At 58.3% G+C, this 19,927-nt stretch carries 26 protein-coding genes and 1 pseudogene; 10 read left to right on the top strand and 17 right to left on the bottom strand.

The window, feature by feature from the left end:
• Window positions 1–65 precede the first annotated feature (65 nt).
• Window positions 66–893, top strand: a complete 828-nt coding sequence (locus G6L97_RS02525) for an aldo/keto reductase (RefSeq protein ID WP_013635670.1) — start codon at window positions 66–68, stop codon at window positions 891–893.
• 21 nt (window positions 894–914) lie between these two features.
• Here G6L97_RS02525 and G6L97_RS02520 read toward each other — a convergent pair whose 3' ends face one another.
• The 3 genes from G6L97_RS02520 to G6L97_RS02510 all read right to left on the bottom strand — a co-directional run bounded on the left by G6L97_RS02520 (window position 915) and on the right by G6L97_RS02510 (window position 3,287).
• Entirely contained in the window at window positions 915–1,526 is a 612-nt protein-coding gene (locus G6L97_RS02520) for a LysE family translocator (protein WP_111783244.1), read from the bottom strand.
• Window positions 1,527–1,651: 125 nt separating this feature from the next.
• Entirely contained in the window at window positions 1,652–2,458 is an 807-nt protein-coding gene (locus tag G6L97_RS02515; RefSeq protein ID WP_111783245.1) for an AraC family transcriptional regulator, read from the bottom strand.
• A 70-nt stretch (window positions 2,459–2,528) separates the two neighbouring features.
• Window positions 2,529–3,287 (bottom strand): SDR family oxidoreductase, encoded by a 759-nt coding sequence (locus G6L97_RS02510; RefSeq protein ID WP_013635667.1) that lies wholly within the window; start codon window positions 3,285–3,287, stop codon window positions 2,529–2,531.
• 103 nt (window positions 3,288–3,390) lie between these two features.
• Between G6L97_RS02510 and G6L97_RS02505 the strand changes: the two genes are divergently transcribed.
• On the top strand, window positions 3,391–3,822 hold the full coding sequence (locus G6L97_RS02505; RefSeq protein WP_013635666.1) for a winged helix-turn-helix transcriptional regulator: 432 nt from the start codon (window positions 3,391–3,393) through the stop codon (window positions 3,820–3,822).
• A 9-nt stretch (window positions 3,823–3,831) separates the two neighbouring features.
• On the opposite strand, the gene G6L97_RS02500 is transcribed toward G6L97_RS02505, so the two are convergent.
• Complete coding sequence (locus G6L97_RS02500; protein ID WP_003511926.1) at window positions 3,832–4,224, bottom strand: hypothetical protein; 393 nt, start codon at window positions 4,222–4,224, stop codon at window positions 3,832–3,834.
• 311 nt (window positions 4,225–4,535) lie between these two features.
• Between G6L97_RS02500 and G6L97_RS02495 the strand changes: the two genes are divergently transcribed.
• Entirely contained in the window at window positions 4,536–6,098 is a 1,563-nt protein-coding gene (locus G6L97_RS02495; protein WP_111783246.1) for a helicase HerA-like C-terminal domain-containing protein, read from the top strand.
• A 60-nt stretch (window positions 6,099–6,158) separates the two neighbouring features.
• On the opposite strand, the gene G6L97_RS02490 is transcribed toward G6L97_RS02495, so the two are convergent.
• Together G6L97_RS02490 and G6L97_RS02485 are read right to left on the bottom strand one after the other, a co-directional pair.
• On the bottom strand, window positions 6,159–6,509 hold the full coding sequence (locus G6L97_RS02490; protein ID WP_111783247.1) for an Atu4866 domain-containing protein: 351 nt from the start codon (window positions 6,507–6,509) through the stop codon (window positions 6,159–6,161).
• Between the two features lie 14 nt (window positions 6,510–6,523).
• Complete coding sequence (locus G6L97_RS02485) at window positions 6,524–7,246, bottom strand: SDR family oxidoreductase (RefSeq protein ID WP_111783248.1); 723 nt, start codon at window positions 7,244–7,246, stop codon at window positions 6,524–6,526.
• Between the two features lie 122 nt (window positions 7,247–7,368).
• On the opposite strand from G6L97_RS02485, the gene G6L97_RS02480 reads away from it, so the two are divergent.
• Window positions 7,369–8,265, top strand: coding sequence for a LysR family transcriptional regulator (locus G6L97_RS02480; RefSeq protein WP_111783249.1), 897 nt, complete (start codon window positions 7,369–7,371; stop codon window positions 8,263–8,265).
• 46 nt (window positions 8,266–8,311) lie between these two features.
• Here G6L97_RS02480 and G6L97_RS02475 read toward each other — a convergent pair whose 3' ends face one another.
• From G6L97_RS02475 to G6L97_RS02465, 3 genes are all read right to left on the bottom strand, one after another.
• On the bottom strand, window positions 8,312–9,094 hold the full coding sequence (locus G6L97_RS02475; protein ID WP_065702682.1) for a VOC family protein: 783 nt from the start codon (window positions 9,092–9,094) through the stop codon (window positions 8,312–8,314).
• A 100-nt stretch (window positions 9,095–9,194) separates the two neighbouring features.
• Window positions 9,195–9,683, bottom strand: a complete 489-nt coding sequence (locus G6L97_RS02470; protein WP_003511919.1) for a DUF1579 domain-containing protein — start codon at window positions 9,681–9,683, stop codon at window positions 9,195–9,197.
• Window positions 9,684–9,709: 26 nt separating this feature from the next.
• Window positions 9,710–10,438: a DUF899 domain-containing protein gene (locus G6L97_RS02465; RefSeq protein ID WP_025592728.1), complete on the bottom strand. Its 729-nt coding sequence runs from the start codon at window positions 10,436–10,438 to the stop codon at window positions 9,710–9,712.
• Window positions 10,439–10,588: 150 nt separating this feature from the next.
• On the opposite strand from G6L97_RS02465, the gene G6L97_RS02460 reads away from it, so the two are divergent.
• The 4 genes from G6L97_RS02460 to G6L97_RS02445 all read left to right on the top strand — a co-directional run bounded on the left by G6L97_RS02460 (window position 10,589) and on the right by G6L97_RS02445 (window position 13,446).
• Window positions 10,589–11,035 carry a MarR family winged helix-turn-helix transcriptional regulator gene (locus tag G6L97_RS02460; protein WP_013635660.1) on the top strand — a complete coding sequence of 149 codons (447 nt, stop codon included), beginning with the start codon at window positions 10,589–10,591 and terminating at the stop codon, window positions 11,033–11,035.
• Window positions 11,036–11,135: 100 nt separating this feature from the next.
• Window positions 11,136–11,558: a YciI family protein gene (locus G6L97_RS02455; protein ID WP_111783340.1), complete on the top strand. Its 423-nt coding sequence runs from the start codon at window positions 11,136–11,138 to the stop codon at window positions 11,556–11,558.
• 25 nt (window positions 11,559–11,583) lie between these two features.
• Entirely contained in the window at window positions 11,584–11,772 is a 189-nt protein-coding gene (locus tag G6L97_RS02450) for a hypothetical protein (RefSeq protein ID WP_111783250.1), read from the top strand.
• A 159-nt stretch (window positions 11,773–11,931) separates the two neighbouring features.
• The gene (locus G6L97_RS02445; RefSeq protein ID WP_111783251.1) at window positions 11,932–13,446 is read left to right on the top strand and encodes an ABC-F family ATP-binding cassette domain-containing protein; all 1,515 of its coding nucleotides are present in this window, start codon (window positions 11,932–11,934) and stop codon (window positions 13,444–13,446) included.
• 43 nt (window positions 13,447–13,489) lie between these two features.
• On the opposite strand, the gene G6L97_RS02440 is transcribed toward G6L97_RS02445, so the two are convergent.
• The 3 genes from G6L97_RS02440 to G6L97_RS02430 form a co-directional block, all read right to left on the bottom strand.
• Window positions 13,490–14,251 (bottom strand): RES family NAD+ phosphorylase, encoded by a 762-nt coding sequence (locus G6L97_RS02440; RefSeq protein ID WP_164876627.1) that lies wholly within the window; start codon window positions 14,249–14,251, stop codon window positions 13,490–13,492.
• Entirely contained in the window at window positions 14,211–14,594 is a 384-nt protein-coding gene (locus tag G6L97_RS02435) for an MbcA/ParS/Xre antitoxin family protein (protein ID WP_003511907.1), read from the bottom strand. The genes G6L97_RS02440 and G6L97_RS02435 overlap by 41 nt, the downstream gene beginning before the upstream one ends.
• A 96-nt stretch (window positions 14,595–14,690) precedes the next feature.
• Window positions 14,691–15,113 (bottom strand): organic hydroperoxide resistance protein, encoded by a 423-nt coding sequence (locus G6L97_RS02430; protein ID WP_003511906.1) that lies wholly within the window; start codon window positions 15,111–15,113, stop codon window positions 14,691–14,693.
• Between the two features lie 193 nt (window positions 15,114–15,306).
• Between G6L97_RS02430 and G6L97_RS02425 the strand changes: the two genes are divergently transcribed.
• Complete coding sequence (locus tag G6L97_RS02425) at window positions 15,307–15,765, top strand: MarR family winged helix-turn-helix transcriptional regulator (protein WP_038490190.1); 459 nt, start codon at window positions 15,307–15,309, stop codon at window positions 15,763–15,765.
• A gap of 78 nt (window positions 15,766–15,843) precedes the next feature.
• Entirely contained in the window at window positions 15,844–16,713 is an 870-nt protein-coding gene (locus tag G6L97_RS02420) for a hypothetical protein (RefSeq protein WP_111783252.1), read from the top strand.
• A 43-nt stretch (window positions 16,714–16,756) separates the two neighbouring features.
• Here the strand turns inward: G6L97_RS02420 and G6L97_RS02415 are convergent, their stop codons facing one another.
• From G6L97_RS02415 to G6L97_RS02395, 5 genes and pseudogenes are all read right to left on the bottom strand, one after another.
• The gene (locus G6L97_RS02415; RefSeq protein ID WP_272438355.1) at window positions 16,757–17,020 is read right to left on the bottom strand and encodes a hypothetical protein; all 264 of its coding nucleotides are present in this window, start codon (window positions 17,018–17,020) and stop codon (window positions 16,757–16,759) included.
• 12 nt (window positions 17,021–17,032) lie between these two features.
• Window positions 17,033–17,200, bottom strand: a pseudogene (locus tag G6L97_RS02410) (calcium-binding protein); the annotation flags it as partial.
• Window positions 17,201–17,215: 15 nt separating this feature from the next.
• The gene (locus tag G6L97_RS02405) at window positions 17,216–17,785 is read right to left on the bottom strand and encodes a hypothetical protein (RefSeq protein WP_211391331.1); all 570 of its coding nucleotides are present in this window, start codon (window positions 17,783–17,785) and stop codon (window positions 17,216–17,218) included.
• A gap of 266 nt (window positions 17,786–18,051) precedes the next feature.
• The gene (locus G6L97_RS02400) at window positions 18,052–18,777 is read right to left on the bottom strand and encodes a L,D-transpeptidase (protein WP_013635657.1); all 726 of its coding nucleotides are present in this window, start codon (window positions 18,775–18,777) and stop codon (window positions 18,052–18,054) included.
• A gap of 159 nt (window positions 18,778–18,936) precedes the next feature.
• Entirely contained in the window at window positions 18,937–19,845 is a 909-nt protein-coding gene (locus G6L97_RS02395) for a L,D-transpeptidase (RefSeq protein ID WP_019564146.1), read from the bottom strand.
• Window positions 19,846–19,927: the final 82 nt, after the last annotated feature.

Below are 19,927 nucleotides of genomic sequence, written 5' to 3'. Positions count from 1 at the left end.
AAAAGACCGCTTCCCCATCCGGCAGTCCTTGCCGGCCATGTTTGCAATAAACAGGAGAGACATGCATGTATGACGTCAACGCGAATGGCGCGAACATTCCCGCCCTTGGTTTCGGCACCTTCCGCATTCCGGAAGAGGATATCAGGCGCATTTTGCCGGAGGCGCTGAAACTCGGTTTCCGCCATGTCGATACGGCCCAGATCTACAAGAATGAAGGTGCGGTTGGCGAAGTGATCGCAAAGTCCGGCATTTCCCGGCACGATATTTTCCTGACCACCAAGGTCTGGGTGGACCGCTACCGCCACGCTGATTTTCTCGCCTCCGTCGATGAAAGCCTGCAAAAGCTGAAGACGGATTATGTCGATCTCCTGCTGCTGCACTGGCCGAAAAGCGATGTGCCGCTGGCGGAAAGGATCGGCGCGCTGAACGACGTGCGCAAGGCCGGAAAGGTGCGCAATATCGGCATTTCCAACTTCAACGTGGCGCTGACGGAAGAGGCGGTCAAACTCTCCGATACTCCGCTTGCCACCAACCAGATCGAATACCATCCCTATCTGGACCAGACGAAGGTGATTGCGGCGGCGCGCAAACACGGGCTTTCGGTCACTGCCTATTATCTGATGGCGGATGGCAAGGTGCCTGATGATTCGGTTCTGAAGGATATTGGTGCAAGGCACGGCAAGACGGCCGCACAGGTGGCGCTGCGCTGGGCGGTGCAGCAGCCGGATGTCGTGGCGCTTTCCAAGACCGCAACCGAAAGCCGCCTCAAGGAGAATTTCGACATTTTCGATTTTGCGCTCTCGGAAGAGGAAATGCAGGCGATCCACGCGCTTGCCAAACCCGATGGCCGCATCGTCAACCCCGGTCACCTCGCACCCGACTGGGACGATTGACAGCGTGAACCCGGTCCGGTCTCACCGCTGCGTCAACGCCAGTTTCGCCCCGAGCGCCACAAACGCGGCGGCGAAACTGCGTCTCAGCCAGGTGAGCACGGCCGGGCGTGCCACAACCTGCCGCCTGACCGAGGCGGCAAAACAGCCGTAGAGCGCAAAGACCAGAAACGTCATGGCCATGAAGATCAGCCCGAGATCGACCATGCGCCACGTCGGAGAAACCTCCTCCGGCGCGATGAATTGCGGCAGGAAAGCAAAAAAGAAGATCGACAGTTTCGGGTTCAGGAGATTGATGAGGATAGCCTCACCGATGACCCTCCCTGCCTTGCGGTGCTCCTGCTTGTCGTCGATCTTCAGCGCCCCATCTTCCCGAAGCGTGTTCCACGCCATGTAGAGCAGGTAGGCGACACCCAGATATTTGATCACGCCGAAGGCAAGGGCGCTCGCGTGCAGAATGGCCGCAAGTCCGGTGATGGCGGCCAGCAGATGCGGCACGATGCCGAGCGTGCAGCCGAAAGCCGCGACGACGCTCGCCTTCGACCCTTGGGACAGGCCGGCGGCCAGCGTGTAAACCATGCCTGTTCCGGGCGAAGCGGCGATGATCAGGGATGTGATGAGGAATTCGGGCGTCATGGATTCTGCAAGTCCTGTTGAATGGAGGACAGGAGCTTGACTGTGTCCGACGCGGGGGTCTTGGATGAAATTGCAGCGTTGAGGCTTGGAGGCTCGCGTCTGTAGCCCTATTACCCCAACCTGCGCTACGAAACCGCCGCCCTATACGCCGCGGGCGTCACCCCGAACTGCCGTACGAAAAACCTGTTCAAATGGCTCTGGTCGGAGAAACCGGCAAAAAAAGCCACATCGGCGGGTGGAGCACCCTTGGCCAGCGCACCCCGTGCCAGATGCAGGCGTCGCTGCAAAAGGTAGCTGTGCGGCGTCAGCCCCGTGGTCTTGCTGAAGGATCGCAGGAAGCGAAACTGGCTCATGCCGGCCTCCTGCGCCAGATCGGTTAGGCGCAATGGCCGGGCAGGATCGTCATCGATCCTGCTTTTCGCCCGTCTTATGCTATCGGGCGCTGCCGTCTCGCGTGGTGTTGCCACCGTTTCCATTGCACCCACGAGCAGCATAAGCAGGGTCTCGTCGCAGCGAAGGGTGTCACCCGGGCGATCAGTTGCCGTCACGGCTGAAAAAAGCACGCGGAACCGGTCCGCCAGAGGCCTCGTATCGACGGGATAGGCGAATTCGAAAAAGCCGTGATCCTTTTCGATGATATCGGCAATGGCGGCCTGCACGATATCGATGTCGAGATAGATCATCCGCCAGGCGCGCCCGCCCTCTCCCAGCGGAATACCGTCATGAACCTCATCCGGATTGACGGTGATGACATGGCCGGCTTCAGCCTCCACCATGCCGCGCCCGCTCAGCGATTTCTGCGCGCCGCGCTCCACAAGGCCGATGCCGAACTGGTCGTGCATGTGACGTGGAAAAGAGCGGTCGCTAACCGCAACCACGGCAGCAATACCGGGCATGGCGGTTTTCGGCATCAGGAATTGACGGCTGCCCATGAAAAGCTGGCGCTCCCTTTAAAGAGCGCCACGCTATCACAGGCGATGCGTCCGAGACAGGGCCGGGCCTTTACGGATGCATGCCGTTGACCATCGAAAACACCTGATCAAAATTGCCGTTCTGCGCGGCGAAACGCAGCGGCTTGCAGCGTTCCACAACCACTTCCTTCTCATCCGGGCGACCGCCGAGAATGTCCATCACTTCCGAAATGAAGGCCTCGAGCGGCATGGCTCTTTCGTCGCTTGCCTGGCCTTCCCCCATCAGCGTCGTCTGCACATAGGGCGGCACGATTTCGATAACCTCAACCGAGGTTTCTTTCAGCTGTTCGCGAAGTGCGACCGAGTAGGCATGGATGGCCGATTTGGTGGCGCTGTAGGTTGGGGTGACCACCATGGGCACGAAGGCCAAGCCGGAGGATACCGTGAGCACTGTCGCTTCAGGCTGCTTGAGGAAATGCGGCAGCAGCGCCGCCGTCAGGCGAATGGGCGCCAGAAGGTTGGTGGCGATGGTTTCCTCCGCCGTGTCCAGATAGTCCGGGGCCGAGGCGATGTCCTCCGGCCGCATGATGCCGGCATTGTTGATGACGGCGTTGAGCGTCGGATGTGTCTTGATGAGATTGTCGGCGAAAGAGCGGATGCCTTCGGCGTCGGTCGCGTCCATGACCATCGCGGCCATGCCGGGATTGGCGGCCGTTACCTCATCCAGCACATTCTGGCGGCGGCCGGAAATGACGACCTTGTTGCCCAGCCGGTGAAACGCTTCCGCCAGCGCCCGGCCGATGCCGGAGCCGCCACCGGTGATGAGAATGGTGTTGCCTGTCGTTTTCATCGAAAAGTCCTTTGCCTGTTGGATGACGGGAAATTAGCGGCTATACTCTCCATTCGTAAGTAGGCACCCAAAAGAATTATACTTACCCAAAGGAGAGTGTGAGATGAAACGGTATGCCGCCGATCCCATGATCGAGAACAGGCGCAAGTCTCCGCCGCCCACGGAAACCGATCCGGTCATCGAGGCGCTGGTTGAGGATATCATCGCGAAAGTGGCGGACAAATGGACGATGCTGATCCTTGAGGTGCTGGAAGAACATGGCACGCTTCGCTTTACGCAGATCGGCAGGCTGGTCGGCACCATCAGCCAGAAGATGCTGACGAAAACGCTGAGGCAGATGGAAAGCGACGGACTGGTGCGCCGCACCGTGCACCCCGTCATTCCACCGCATGTGGATTATGGCCTCACGTCTCTCGGAGAGACCCTTGGCAGCGCCTTTTGCGGCGTGTGGATATGGGCGGAAACCCACCATGCGGAAATAGAAGAGGCGCGGCGCCGATTCAATGAACAGCCGCCGCGCCCCGCTATCGAATAAAATGTCGCCTTACGCGAACTGGCTGAGGCCCGGAACCGAAGCGATCACCTGATCGACAGTCTCATCGCCCGCGTGCTGGCGAGCAACGGCGATGGTTTCCTTGGCGAGCGTGGTGATTTCGCTCATGCCGATGCCCTGGCTCATCAGCTGCTGGCCGAGACCCATGATGCCGCCGCCGCCGATCGCGCTCATCAATCCGCCCAGCAGACCGCCGCCACCAGCGCCCTCGCCATTATACTGTGCCACGAGATCGCTGGCACCCGGAATGGCTTCAATCATGCGGGCGATCGGACCATCTGCCGCCTCGCGCTGGAGAAAACCCAGAATCATGCCAACAGCCTTTTCGGCCAGCGCAGGGTCTATGCCCGCCTTTGCGGCGATCTGGTCAACGACTTCGTTCATTCTTGCCTCCTGTTGAAAAACGACGCCAACACCGAATAACTGACGTTAACGTCAACGTAAAACAATCTCATGCCGCATTCAAGCGGGCGGCAGGCGGGTGCGGCAACTTTCATGAAGCGGTTTTTCTTCATCGCCATCAAGCAGTTGTTGCGCCTTGAAACTGTCCTTATAAGATCATCACAACCATACTATGAAAAGGCCGCTTTGGCAGTAGCGGCCAGAGGGTGCCGTAAAAGTTCAATTCGGACATGACCATCTTCAAATCGATCGCGATTTAAGGGGCATGCATCAGTCGCAGGAGAAAATGGTCGATGTTGCAGGACGGACAGATCTATATCGGGACCAGCCGCAATCCGGACGACAGCCTGAACAAAGGTGAATATCTGGAGCTGAAATTCGGCAACCGCCACGGCCTGATCACCGGCGCAACGGGCACGGGCAAGACCGTGACCCTGCAGGTTCTTGCCGAAGGTTTCTCGCAAGCCGGCGTTCCCGTTTTCTGCGCCGATATCAAGGGCGACCTTTCCGGCATCGCCGCGCAAGGCGAAACCAAGGACTGGGTGCAGAAACGTGCCGAACAGATCGGTTTCACGGATTTTTCCTATGGCAAATCGCCGGTGATCTTCTGGGATCTCTACGGTGAAAAAGGCCATCGCGTGCGCGCCACCATTGCCGAAATGGGCCCGCTGCTGCTGGCGCGGCTGATGGATGCTTCGGAAGCCCAGGAAGGCGTGCTCAACATCGCCTTCAAGATCGCCGATCAGGGCGGGTTGCCGCTGCTCGATCTCAAAGACCTGCAATCGCTGCTGAACTACATGGGCGACAATGCAAGTGCGCTGTCCAGCCAGTTCGGCCTGATTTCCAAGACCTCCGTCGGTTCGCTGCAACGCGGGCTGCTGGTTCTCGAACAGCAGGGTGCCGCAAACTTCTTCGGCGAGCCGGCGCTGAACATTGCCGACATCATGCGCGTCGGCACGGACGGGCGTGGCACGGTTTCGGTTCTCGCCGCCGACAAGCTGATGATGAACCCGCGCCTTTACGCCACCTTCCTGTTGTGGATGCTCTCGGAGCTCTTCGAGGAACTACCGGAGGTGGGCGACCCGGAAAAGCCGCGTCTGGTGTTCTTTTTCGATGAGGCGCATCTGCTGTTCAACGACGCGCCAAGGGTGCTCGTCGAGCGCGTGGAGCAGGTGGTGCGGCTTATCCGCTCCAAGGGTGTGGGCGTCTACTTCGTGACGCAGAACCCGCTGGACGTGCCGGAAACCGTTCTTGCCCAGCTGGGCAACCGCGTGCAGCATGCGCTTCGCGCCTATACGCCGCGCGAGCAGAAAGCTGTGCGCACCGCAGCCGATACGTTCCGCCAGAACCCCGCCTTCGACACAGCCGACATCATCACCACGCTCGGTACGGGCGAGGCTCTGATTTCGACCCTGCATGACAAGGGCGCGCCCTCCATCGTCGAGCGCACCCTTGTGCGGCCGCCCTCGGGCCGCGTCGGGCCGCTCACCGACGCCGAGCGCAAATTGCTGATGGATACCGGCCCGCTTGCCGGTCAATACGACAGGGACGTGGACCGGGAATCGGCCTTTGAAATCCTCAACGCACGCGCCCAGAAGGCTGCGGAAGCCGAAGCCGCCAAGCGCGCGGAAGAGGAAAATGCCTCCAGCCAGTCCGACAGTGCCTCGGGACGCTGGCGCCTGCCCGGTTTCGGCGACGAGGAACCCACAAAGGCCTCCACCACCGGCGCCCGCAAGACGAGCGGTTATCAGCGCGAAACCGTGATCGAGGCGGCAATGAAAAGCGCCGCCCGCTCGGTTGCCACATCCGTGGGCCGCGCCATCGTTCGCGGCATACTGGGAAGCCTGAAGCGTTAAAACAGATAATCCGCCCGGCCTCGATCAGCCGGACGGATTTTTTCCTGTTAGCGTGACGATTCACGGCTCGCGATAGAAAATCATGCCGCCGTGGTAGAGCACATCGTCGATGAACTCGCCATCGGCGGTAAAGCCGGTATCATCCCAATAGTCGATATGGTTGCCCCTCACCTCATAACGCCCCTGATAGGCGCTTTTGCGTTTGCCGCGCGCCTCGTCGTAGCGGCCATCAGGCAAAAGCTCCTGACGGATATGGCCGTCGCCGGTGACCCACATGCCGATATAGGGGTGGCTTTCGGTCTGGGCCATCTTGTCCATATTCCCTTTCACGGCACGATCCTCCTGATGGTGGCCGGTATCGGCGGCGGCCGTTGCGAGTACAAGGGCAAGCGATGTCGAAACAATCTTCATTGTCCCGATCCTCCCTATGCGGCGGTCGGGCGGACGACGATTTCATTGACGTCCACGTCGTCGGGTTGTTCGATGGCATAGCGGACTGCGCGGCCAATGGCGTCCGGCTTCAATGCTATGGCCCGGTAGCTTTGCATCAGCTCCGCAGCGGCCGGATCGGTGATGGTGTGGGCAAGTTCGCTTTCCACCACGCCGGGATGAATGCAGGTAACCCGCAGGTCGCGGTTTTCCTGTCGCAGTCCGTCCGAAATCGCCCGCACCGCAAATTTCGTCGCGCAATAGACGGCAGCCGTGGGCGAAACGGCGAGCGCACCGATGGAGGCGATGTTGACGATGTGGCCGGATGCGCGGGCGGTCATCTCAGGCAGAACGGCGGCGACGCCATAAAGCACGCCCTTGATGTTGACGTCGATCATGCGGTCCCATTCATCGACCTTGAGGGACGACATCAACGATAGCGGCATGATGCCGGCATTGTTGACGATGACGTCGATCCGTCCGAACGCTTCACGTCCCGCCGCAGCAAAAGCCTCGACACTCTGCCTTTCCGTGACGTTAAGGGGATGCACGACAACCTCAGCGCCCGTTTGGCGCAGTTCGTCGGCCAAGGCCTGCAAACGGTCCATACGGCGCGCACCCAGAACCAGTTTCGCGCCTGCAGCGGCAAGTTCTCTGGCGATACCCTCACCTATCCCGCTCGACGCACCTGTTATGAGAATAACTTTGTTCAATGTCATGGCTTTCTCCTTGGCTTTACGGCCCGCTTTTTCGAGAGGAGGCCGTTGCAGGAAAGATAAAGCTTTGCCATTGTCGTGATAATTACCCCAATGATAACCTCCATGGATATATTTGCTAACCAATGAATGTTGATCTCAACGCGCTTTCCACCTTCTGCATGGTTGCCGAGGAACGCAATTTTCGGGCTACTGCGGACAGGCTCGGCGTAACACGGTCAGCCGTCAGCCAGACCATCCGCAGGCTTGAAGAAACGATGGGGATAGCGCTCGTTCAGCGCACAACGCGCAGCGTTAGCCTGACGGAAGCGGGGAAACAGCTTTACGCCGATGTTTCGCCATCCATCGGCAACCTCATGCAAGCGACACAGGCCGCCTCTTCCCTGAGTGGAATGCCTCGGGGGCAATTGCGGCTTGCCGTTTCCTCGATAGCGGAGCGCTTCTTGTCCGGGCCATTACTGGCGCGCTTTGCTGAAATCCATCCGGAAGTGCAACTCGATATTGTCGTGACGGATGAGGAATTCGATATCGTCGCCGAACATTACGATGCCGGCGTGCGTCTGGGGGAGCTGATCGCGCAGGATATGATTGCCGTTCCGGTTTCCGGGCCGCAGCGGCAGCTCGCCGTCTGCTCCCCGCAATATCGAGATCGCGTCACCTTACCGACGCAGCCGCGCGAACTGATCCATCACAGATGTATCGGCTGGCGCCCTCGTCCGGACGTTGCGCCATATCGGTGGGAATTTGCCGAAAACGGCCGGGAGTTCGCGGTCGCGGTGCAGCCGGACTTCACCACCAACGACATGCAGTTGATGATAAAGCTGGCCTGTGCCGGCGCCGGCATCACATTCGGCATGGAAGAGACCTTCCGTCCCTACCTGGAGAGCGGCCAGCTTGTTTCCATGCTGGAGGACCATTCTCCGACTTTTGCGGGATTTTATCTCTATTATCCGAATCGACGTCATCTTGCGCCGAAGCTCCGCGCCTTTATCGATCACGTTCGGCTACCGAGAAACCGGTAATCTGCCGGAGTAACCTCCGGCAGATCGGTATGTCAGCCCAGAAGGGTTACTTCTTCTGCGACAGCAGCGAGAAGAATGCGCCCTGCGGGTCCTGGCAATTGACGATCCAGCTCTCGCCGGGAACCTCCATCGGGCCGTTGACGACCTTGCCGCCACCGGTGCTGACCCGGGTGATGGCGTCATCGATGCCGTCGACGTTGAAATAATAACCCCAATAACAGGTGGGCGCACCCGCCATACATTTCATCATGCCGCCGACGACCTTGCCGTTATGGGCGAAGATGCGATACGGGCCCATTTCTGCGCCCATGTCAAAATCATGGTCCTTGGTCCAGCCGAAGACCTCACCGTAAAAGGCTATGGCGTCGTCGACATTGTTGGTGGCAAGTTCGTACCAGCCGACGTGACCCGGCAGGTTCTGCGTCTCCTGCGGAAAACCGCCGGTTTCCATCGGCAGCGGCGTCATGATGCACAGAACCGCACCGGAAGGATCAGCCACCACGGCGAAACGACCGATCTCCGGGATATCCTGCGGCGGGCGCCTGACCGAACCGCCCTTTTCCGCGAAAAGTTTTGCCGTGGCGTCCACATCGTCAACGCCGACATAACCGGTCCAGTTGGGAGGAATGCCCTGGCTCTTGTGTTCTTCGGTCAGTTCCATGATGCCGCCCATGCCTTTACCATCGGCCTCCAGCACCAGATAGGGCATTTCCGGCGAACCGAAATCCTTGGTCTGCCAGCCGGCGACATGACCATAGAAGCGGGCACCCTGCTCCATGTCAGGCGTCATCAGTTCAACCCATATGAATTTTCCGTGTGTATCGGACATTGAATCTCTCCGGGGTTATGGCGTCATTTTTCTGGCGATCGGCCGCCGCAGGACGCGGCAGCGCATTATTCGGCGCGATCGGGCAAATTCCGGCGGGGCGTCACGCCTTGCGCTGGAACTCCGATGTCATGAAGGTCTTGAAACTGCCATCCGGCTGCCGGACGCTGCCGGAAAAGCTGCGGTTATTGTCGTCGTGCAGCACCAGCACGTCGCGATAGGTATCGATGCGGCCGGAACCGTCAAAGGCCGGTCCTTCCGCTTCGAGTGTCAGGGTCTTGCCGTCGTCTTCCAGCCAGCCCTTGTAGACCCAGAGATTGGTCATCATCGACCCCACCCAGGTGCCGACGAAATGGCCCTTGGCAGGGTCGAAACCCACGGTGATGACAGCCGTCATCTCCGTCCCGTCAGGCATCTTGCCGGTGCCGTGCCCGATGATCCACAGCCCGCCGATGGAGCTGACGGTTTCGGTGAACCGCTGGGCGGGGTCATCGGGATCGTATCCCTCATGCCCGGAACTGGCGGTCATGACCCAGTCGCCGACGATCCTGCCCAGGAACGCGTGTTCCTTCTGCGGCTTGGCATTTTCCATTGTCGTCTCCTCCTCCTCGTCCTATTTCAGTGGCAGCAAGACGCGGCCTTGGGCTCGTCCTCGTACTGGTCGTGCCGGCGCACCCAATCCATTACACCGTCTTCATTACGGCCTTTTGGCACCAGATCGAGCAGCATCAATGTACCGAGCGTCTCTTCCATGCCGCGGGCATAGGCGGAATAGCTATGGTAAATCCTGCCGTCCTCGCCCTTGGCGAAAATGCTGACGCCGTGCAGGTCCTTCAGGTCGCCCATCGGCTCGATCTCACGGTAATTGTAGGTGATCGCCCCGCTCTCGATATCCTCATCACGGAAGGAGGCCTGATAATCATAGTTGAAGTCGCTGCCGTTGGCCGAGACCCAAGGGAATTTCCAGCCCATGCGTTTTTTATAGGCCTCGATCTTTTCGAGCGGTGCGCGCGAGACCGCAACGAAACCCGCATCGCCGTGCTTCAGGTGAACCATCGCACCATCGACATGGTCGGCGAAAAAGGAACAGCCGGTGCAGCCCTCCTCCCAGTCGGGTGCCAGCATGAAGTGGTATACGATGAGCTGGCTGCAATTGCCGAAGAGTTCCTTCAGCGATTTCGGGCCGGACGGCGCGTCGAAAATATAATCTTTCGTCACCTCTTCCCATGGCAATGCGCGGCGCGCCTCGTTCAGCCTGTCGCGCGCGCGGGTCAATTCCTTTTCCTTCACCAGCAGATCGCGGCGGGCCGCAAGCCACTCCTCATTAGAAACGACGGGATGAGACATGATCTTTCCTCCTTGGATCCGTCTTTCACCACGGCACCGCTCCGCCTCCATGGTGGGCGCCGCCTGTGTCTGCATTGAAAGCCAGGAAAACCGTCAGCAAGGCTACAGGTTCCGCTTGACTAATTACGTTGATATCAACATATATAGTCCATGTCAAACGCCAGCGTGATTCCTTTTTCGGCAACTCTTTTAGTGCGGGACTCCTGTCTTTGCCTGCATGCGCAACGTGCAGCGCGGGCGCTGGCGCGGCTGTTCGATAACGCATTGAAGCCCGTGGGCATCAACAACGGCCAATTTTCCCTGCTGATGTCGCTCAACCGGCCGGAGCCGCCGCCGATGGGGCCGGTCGCCAATCTTCTGGCGATGGACCGCACGACGCTGACGGCAGCGCTGAAGCCACTGGAGCGGCGTGGGCTGGTCAGTATCGAGCAAGACCCAAAGGACAAGCGCGGCAAGCGGCTGCGGCTTACGGTGGAAGGCATGGCCGTACTCACCGCCGCCTTCCCTATCTGGCAACAGACCCACGCCGAAATCGAGGCCCGCATCGGCAGCGGCGACCCCGACCGGCTGCGCCGCGACCTCATTGATCTCGGCTGACGGGAAAGCGGCATATTGCCACTTTTATCCGTGAAAATGTCATCTACCCGTCGTGCCGGGCGGCGAAACTAACGAGGAAGACGCAACAAGGGAGGAAACCATGCGTGTTATCGTTTTCGTAAAGGCCACTCGCAGCAGCGAGGATGGCATAATGCCGACCACCGAACTGATGGAAGCCATGGGCAAGTTCAACGAGGAACTGGTCAATGCCGGCATCATGCTTTCCGGTGATGGCCTCCACCCCTCCTCCAAAGGCAAGAGAGTTGTTTTCGATGGTGACAGCCGCAGCGTGATCGACGGCCCCTTCCCGCACACCAACGAGCTGGTTGCCGGCTTCTGGCTCTGGAAGGTGAAGGACATGGATGAGGCCGTGGAGTGGGTGAAGCGTTGCCCCAACCCGATGCTGGAGCGCAGCGAGATCGAAATCCGCCCGATGTTCGAAATGGAGGATTTCGGCGACGCGGTGACACCTGAAATCGCCGAACATGTGGAAAAACTGCGCGAGCGCGTGGCAAAACACTAAGGGCGCCGCGCTGGAGGGCTGGAGAATGCGGGTCGCCGTATTCTCCGGCACCACCCTCCTCTTCAAAAGCCATTGCCTCGAACCCCTGCCGCTGTTAATTGTTGGACTGTTGAACACGTATCAAGAAAGGAGGCTTCGCATGGATATTTCCTGCTTCTGGCGCAACCGCCAGATCTGCCACCTTTTTGCCCTGCAGACGCGTTTGCAGGGCTGACCGGAACACCAAAACTCTGGTTTGCCCGAAAGGCCGCGCAGAATGCAGCTTGTCTGCCGTTGCGCATGTTTTCACGACGGATCACCTCGAACCGATATCCCGTACTGCATTGTCGCAGACCACGGTTCGTCACAGATCCGTTTTGCCAGAGACAATTTCATGACCCTTATCACGCTTCGAAACCTCGGAATCATTCTGGGAAAGCCGCTTTTTTCCAATCTTGGCCTCACCGTGAATGCCGGAGACCGCATCGGCATCGTCGCCGCGAATGGCCACGGCAAATCCACCCTGCTGAATTGCCTTGCCGGTGAACTGGACGCTACCAGCGGTGATATCACCCGGCTGCGCGGGCTGACGCAGTCCATCGTCCACCAGCACCTGCCCTCCCCGCTTCTGGAAAAGACGATGCGGGACGCCGTACTTTCCGCGCTGCCGACGGATGAGATCGACAATGAGAGCTGGCGCGCCGACATTATTTTTGATGCCATGCTGGTGCCGGAACCCTATCGTCATCGCCATTTGAAAGAGCTGAGCGGTGGCTGGCAGCGACTTGCCATGCTGGCGCGGGCGTGGATCACCGAGCCTGACGTTCTCCTGCTCGATGAGCCGACCAACCATCTCGACCTCGAGAAAATCAACGTGCTGGAAAGCTGGCTCGGTCAATTGCCGCGCGAGACGGCGGTCGTCATCGTCAGCCATGACCGCGCCTTTCTCGACAATGTCACGAAGACCACGCTGTTCCTGCGGCCGGAAAATTCGGCACTGTTCCGGCTACCTTACGGCCATGCGCGCACGGCACTCGAAGAGGAGGATGCCGCCGATGAGCGGCGTTTCCAGCGCGACATGAAAACCGCGCAGCAATTGCGCCGGCAGGCCGCGAAGCTCAACAATATCGGCATCAATTCGGGCAGCGATCTTCTGACCGTCAAGACCAAGCAATTGCGCCAGCGTGCCGAGAAACTGGAGGAGAATGCGCGCCCAGCACATAGCGAGCGCTCCGCTGGCAAGATCCAGCTCGCCAATCGCGGTACCCATGCCAAGGTTCTGGTCACTCTGGAGGATGTGCCGGTCTCGACGCCGGACGGGACATTGCTGTTTCGCACCGGCCGGCAATTTGTCCACCAGGGCGACCGCATCGTCATTCTCGGCCGCAACGGCGTCGGCAAGACGCGGCTGATCTCGCTTCTGAAAGCGGCGGTGATGGATGAAGGCCAAATACAGGACGGCATAAAGACCACGCCTTCGCTGGTGGCCGGATATGTCGATCAGTCGCTTGCCGAAATCGACGACGACAGCACGCCATTTGCGCTCATGACCCGCCGATTCGACATTGGCGACCAGCGCATACACGGCCTGCTTGCGGGTGCCGGTATCGACATGGAAATGCAGAAACGTCGGATCGCAACGCTTTCCGGCGGCCAGAAGGCGCGGCTCGCCATGCTGGCGCTGCGGTTGGCGGAACCGAATTTCTACCTGCTGGACGAGCCCACCAACCATCTTGATATAGACGGGCAGGAAGCGCTTGAGGCGGAAATCATCAACCGTTCGGCCAGTTGCGCCTTCGTCTCGCATGACAGGAGTTTCGTGCGGGCGGTCGGAACACGTTTCTGGCTGATCGACAAGCGCAGGCTGGTGGAAGTCGACGATCCCGAAGCGTTTTTCGCGTCGGCATGAGGCCCGTCAAACGGGCTGAGAGTAAAAACAAGCGAAACGCCCGTCAGCCCAACAGGCTGGCGAGGCGTGGATCACCGGAAAAATCCGCGACCGCAAACCCTGTTCTGCGCATCGGAAATTCGCACAGTGCCTGCACCCCGGTCTTCGACAGGCGGATGCGCCAGCTCATCCGTTCCACCGGCATTTTTTCGGCAAAGGCTGTCGGCGACAGGACCGCGATATTGAGGCCACCTGCGGGATCGCGCACCGAGCGGTAGAGGATCGCCTCGATCTTCGCCAGACGCGCCTGCTCGGCCAGCGCCTGGCATGGCTCGTAATTCTGCAGGTCGGTCCACAGCGCCTCGTCCCGGTTCAATTCCGGTTGCGTCAGGTCCAGCGCCGCATCGGTGGCGATACGGGCGGCAAAGGCGGAATAGTCGGCGGGATTGGCAGGCAGCGGTGTGCCGGGAGATTCCGCATAAAACAGCAGCCGGTAGAAGGCCATTTCGGCAAGCGCGGTTTCCACCTTGGCTGCGGCGTAATAAACGCCTTCGGTAAAGCCAGCCCGGCGGAAACGCGAGCCATGGGGATAGGCCGCACCATACCGGAAGGGCGTGGCAAGAAGATAATCGAGCCCGGCGCATTCCGGCGGAAATGGCCGCTTGCTCGCCTCCAGAATATCTTCCAGCAGCGATTGCTCCTCCACCGTATCAACCAGCTTCATGGTGGAAACCTGATGCTGCGCTTCCACCAGCCGCCAGTATTTTCCCGATGCGGCGCGCTTTTCAGACAGGAGCGCGTCGGGCGTCCAGATAGGAGAGGACATCGATCAATCCGGTAATGGTGGTGAGCCTCTCGGCAGGCACGGCGTTGAGCGCCGTATTGTGATTGCGCAGCCAGTTTTTGGCTACCGCCTCGTCGCCGCCGGCGATTGCATCCAGCGAACGGAAAACCCGGATCAGCAGCACCGCAAGCTCGAAAGACTTGGCGCCCGGCTCCAGCAGGAAATCGAGCCGCTTCATGCGCGACACCGTCGGGGCGGAAACACCGAGAATATCCGCGGTGCGGGCCGCGTTAAGGCCCAGCCGCTCGGCAGCGGTCATAACGGCCTTGGTGACGACCCTGCCCTGCGAAGCAGGATCCATGGCGGTCTTGGCGTGAATATTCATGGCATATATCCTTTCCCTAGAAAGAATATAGCACTTTTCTTTCCATAAACAAGAAGGCCGGGGATTAACCCGGCCTTGCTGCTGGAATTTGCTGGATCAGGCCACAGAGACCGGCACTTCCGTAGAGGTGCGCATGGCGTGGCTGTAAGGGCACACGATGTGGGCGGCGGCTACCAGTTCTTCTGCCTTTTCGCGCTCAAGACCGGGAATGTTGACCTTCAGCGACACTTCGATGCCGAAGCCGGTGCCGTCTTCGCGCGGACCGATGCCAACGGTTGCCGTCACAGTCGTGTCTTCAGGAATCTTTACCTTCTGCTTGCCGGCGACAGCCTTCAAGGCGCCGAGGAAGCAGGCGGAATAACCGGCTGCGAAAAGCTGCTCCGGATTGGTGCCGCGGGCGCCATCGCCGCCGAGTTCCTTCGGAACGGTCAGCGTTACGTCGAGCACGCCGTCTTCCGACTTGGCGTTGCCGGCGCGGCCACCGGTGGCGGATGCTTTGGTCGTGTAGAGAATAGGCATGGCATTTACTCCCGTTGGGTTGGTGTTGGGTTTCTTATAATGCGCAATTCAATTGTGCGCAATATAATTTTGCACATTGAATAAAAAATTGTTTTTTGCGATAATTTCACGAAATTTCGCCGCGCATCCATGTGGCAGGAACCGAAAGGCAGGGCTGATTGTTCCCTTCCCGGTTGATTTTTGGAGCAGAACAATGGGCGCAGAGAGCGACGACACCAATTTGGAAAGCCTGTTGAGGCTGGACCAGCAGATATGCTTTGCCCTTTACGGCGCGGCGCACGCTTTCACCCGCGCCTATAAGCCGCTGCTGGACCCGATCGGCCTGACCTATCCGCAATATCTGGTCATGATGGCCCTGTGGGAAAAGGAAACCTCCACCGTGAAGGCACTCGGTGAAATGCTGGGCCTCGATTCGGGCACGCTTTCGCCGTTGCTGAAAAGGCTGGAACATGCCGGGCTGATCACCCGCAAACGCGGAACTGTTGACGAGCGGCAGGTGCTGGTGGCCGTAACGCCCAAGGGCGCCGATCTCAAAAAGGAGGGCGTGAAGATCATGGCGGCAATCGGCGACGCCACGGGCTGCGGGCTGGAGGAACTGGTGCAGCTGCGGGACCAGGTGAATGCGCTTAAAGATGGGCTTGCGAGGAGCTAACCCCTGAAAAACCAGGGGTCATAAAGCATCTGTTAACCACTTCCCGATAAAGTTGCATTTATATTTTATGCAGCTAAAATGACTTATGGCTGCGTTCCAGCCCCAGAAGCCGATGAAGGCATTTTGCGGCAGATTTCAAAAGGCATGGCGATGGCTTTTATCTCTGCAAATTCAATGGCGCTGACCATTCTCAATCAAACTTTTTCAGTGACAAAAATATCGAGCAAAGATGCCGCAAGCTCGATACTCGCGATGGTATCCGGAGGCCAGCAAAGAACTGCACAGGCCATTGAGACGATTTCGACGCTCGCTTCGCAGGCTACCAAAGCAAAGCTGGAAACCGTCGCAAAAAAAGAAACCGTCTCCGCCGCCATTCCGCAAGCAACGATGAGCGCCATGAATGCCGCGGCCACGAATATGATGTCGTCCTACTACGTCAATCCGATTGAGCACACGGCGGAAAACGCAGAGGTCATTGTGAGAAGCCTCATTGTGAACGCCGCTAGAGCCAATCCGCACTTCGAGCCAGAACTCATCGTACCGCCGAGGGAGGAATATAACGATCAATATGCAGCATGGGGTGCGAAACGTATCGCCAATGGCGAAGATGAGGCTTTGGTGAAAAAACAGGTAGATTATTTTACCAGCGACCGCATTTATAATACGCAAGTAAGTGCAGCGGAATTTCGAAAATCGACTAACGGGTGGTTCTCTCAAGTTGCGCGCGAGTACATCAAATTCGACGTGATGGCCCTGAAAACTTTCTCCGGCTCAGCCCTTAGCCTGAAATATGATGAAAACGGATATATTTCCGTCACGCCCGGAAGCCTATATTACGAAAGCGGACAAAAAATGCTCAGCTATACTGAGAATGGTGAGCTGGAGATTTATGACACGGCTGGAAATATAACAAAAAAATACTCAAAATACGATCTGGACAACTATTAGCGATGAAGGGCTCCGCCGCCTGCTGCGACGTAGCCCATTCTGATCAGGCGTAATGGCCAAACTCAAACATCGAACTGTCAAGTGCCGCAATCGAAACTCCGGTCAAGACAATTGACACTCCGCCCGTGCTTATAGTCGCATATCCATTGGCGTTTTCAACGATGGTCAAATCAGCAAATTCGTCCGCAATAATGTTGTCAAAGCGCAATCGATCGATGCCTACTTCAAAATCTTCAATATGGCTGGTTGCGCCCTGAGTTCTGAATTGGAACGTATCTTGTCCAATGCCTCCCCACAGGTAGTCCAAGCCTTCACCGCCGTCTAGAAGATCTTTTCCGGCGTTCCCGTACAGATTGTCGTTTCCGGCGCCACCCCGTAATTGGTCGTCACCATCTCCGCCGAGAAGCCGGTCGCTCCCCGATCCGCCATACAGTTGATCGTTGCCGGCTTCGCCAAGTAGCTCGTCGTTTTCTGCATCGCCATACAGAAGGTCGTTGCCGCCCTAGCCGTTGAGGTAATCATTTCCATCGCCGCCATACAACTTATCGTCACCTGCCGCGTACAGCTGTGCGGCCCAAGGATTGGCGCTGGTGGAGTCACCAAACAACCTGTCATTTCCCCCATTGCCATAAAGCGTGTCGTTGCCGCCGTCTCCTTCGACAGTTTCTCCCAGTTGGCCACCTATGAAGGTATTGTTGCTCTCACGACCGTAGATCGTCACGCCAGACGACATGGATGTCACGCTCGAAAAATCTACCGTTCCAGCAAAGTAAACCGGTTTTACAGGCCACTGGCTGAACTGGTTGAAATCTATCTTTTCAACGCTTTTCAGGCCGTTATCGCTAATCATTACGGCAGTCCATACGTAACGATAGGTTGGCGCGACATAAATCTTGTCCTCACCCTGACCGCCATCAAAGCGCTCCCATCCATTGCGCACGCCTCCTAGGCCACCATATGCGCTGCCGCCAAGCTGGAACACATCGTCCCTCACAACACCATAGCGATCACCGTAAAAAAACTCGCCGTAGCTAGTACCGACCTGCCAACTATTTGAGAGATAAAGAGTCATGCCATTCACTCCTCGATTAACGACAGAGATATTAGAATGATTGCAATGCAGGAAATTCATTTCGAAAATACTTATGAATACCCAAGCCAACTATAGTATAAAATCAATAAAAGTCACGAAATTTCTAAATACACTACAGAATTGATTATTAACATTAAGAATAATATCGATATATTAGAAATAAATAATGGCCACAACATGCTTCATGTTGCAGCCATTATTCGCCAGTTCATTTAGCGGATGCCTATCAGAGCTTCCAGTCAGACCTACTGCCAAACAACCACACGCGCCTTCTGCGGCACGCGGTCATAGAGGTCGATGACGTCCTGGTTCATCAGGCGTACGCAGCCGGAAGAGACGGCCTTGCCGATGGAGTTCCATTCCGGCGATCCATGCAGGCGGTAAAGCGTGTCCTTGCCGTTCTGGAAGATATAGAGCGCGCGGGCACCGAGCGGGTTTTTCAGGCCCGGTGGCATGCCGCCGTTCTTGGAAGAATATTTGACCAGTTCCGGCTGGCGGGCGACCATTTCGTCCGGCGGGGTCCATTTCGGCCATTTCTGGCGCCACTGGATGACGCCTTCGCCGGACCAGGCGAAACCATCGCGGCCGATGCCGACGCCGTAACGCATGGCGCTGCCGCCCTGCTCCACGACATAGAGGAAACGCGAGCGCGTATCCACGACGACGGTGCCGGGGCGTTCGCCGGTCGGATCGACTACGCGCTGACGATAATAACGCCGGTCGATCTTCTGATAGGGAACCGCGGGAATGACGTAACCGCCATCCTCGACCGAACCGTACATGACGGCCAGTTCCGCATCGCTAACGCCCGACGAGAACATCTGGCGGAAATCGCTGCCGATGCTGCTCGCCTGCTGGCGAATGGCTTCACCCGTGCCGGAAGAAGCGCAGCCCGCCAGCAACGAAGCGGAGGAAATACCCAGAAGGGAAAGGAAAGTGCGTCTGGAAAGATCTGTGTCGGTGCTTGTCATAAGGCCGGATTGTCCCACATTTCGAACGGCTATATCGCCGTTGTACATCGTTTGTTCCACGTACACAGGCGTATTGCGAAAATAGTTAACCGACCGCTAAAAGCCAGCCAGAAGGCGCTGGGGGAACCCCACGATGCAGCGCTTTCTTTTAGAAAGTGGTCAGATAACCACAATCTGTGCGCCCTTCGGTACGCGCTCGTAGAGGTCGATCACATCCTGATTGAGCATGCGCACGCAGCCGGACGAAGTTGCCTTGCCGACGGACTGCCAGTCGGGCGTTCCGTGCACGCGGTAAAGCGTGTCCTTGCCGTCCTTGAAAATGTAAAGGGCACGCGCGCCGAGGGGGTTGTTGAGACCCGGCGTCATGCCGCCATTGGCGGCGGAAATGGAGGTGAGTTCCGGCTGGCGCCTGACCATTTCGTCGGGCGGCGTCCAGCGCGGCCATTTCGCCTTCCACTGGATCTTGCCGCGACCCGACCAGGCGTAACCGTCGCGCCCGAGGCCAACGCCATACCGGATAGCCTTGCCGCCCGGCTGCACCAGATAGAGAAAATGCTGCTTCGTATCCACGACGATTGTACCCGGCGCTTCCGCTGTCTGGTAGCTCACCTCCTGGCGGAGATAACGCGGATCGATGCGACCATAGGGAATGGCCGGCAGGGACCGGTCGTCATCGCGGATCGGGCCATACATGACCCGGTGCAGCGGATTGGAGACCGGAAGCCCATAGGCCATCGCCTGACCTTGCGCCTGCGGCACATTCAATCCCTGCACCTGCGGCGCGCTCAGGCCCTGCCCGCGCACCGGCGGGCCGTATTCCTGATGGAAGCGGGTTCTGAACAGATCCGGCGGGCGCGTGGAAAGCTGACCCGGCTGTGGTGGCAGTTCCGGCTGGCGATTGGAGCTTACGGAATTGAAATTGAACACCGGCGCCGTTTCCTGAACGAAGACGTCCGGGTTCATCCGGCTCGTATCCGTCACGAAAAGGCAGCCGCTCAGGAAAGGCAGCAGCGCAATAACCGCCAGCGAGGCCGCCCGGCGGCAGTTTTTCAATAGGAGTGCTGTCATCTGAACCGCTTCATGAAACCAAGTTTGAAGGCATGATGCATTGCGCGGCTGGCGCGAGGCTGGTGTGTGCCTTTCAAAAAAA

Origin of the sequence: Agrobacterium tumefaciens (genome assembly GCF_013318015.2) — a bacterium.
Classification (GTDB): Bacteria; Pseudomonadota; Alphaproteobacteria; order Rhizobiales; family Rhizobiaceae; genus Agrobacterium; species Agrobacterium tumefaciens.
Note: the sequence above shows the minus strand (reverse complement) of the source record. Positions and strands in the feature narration are given on the sequence as shown.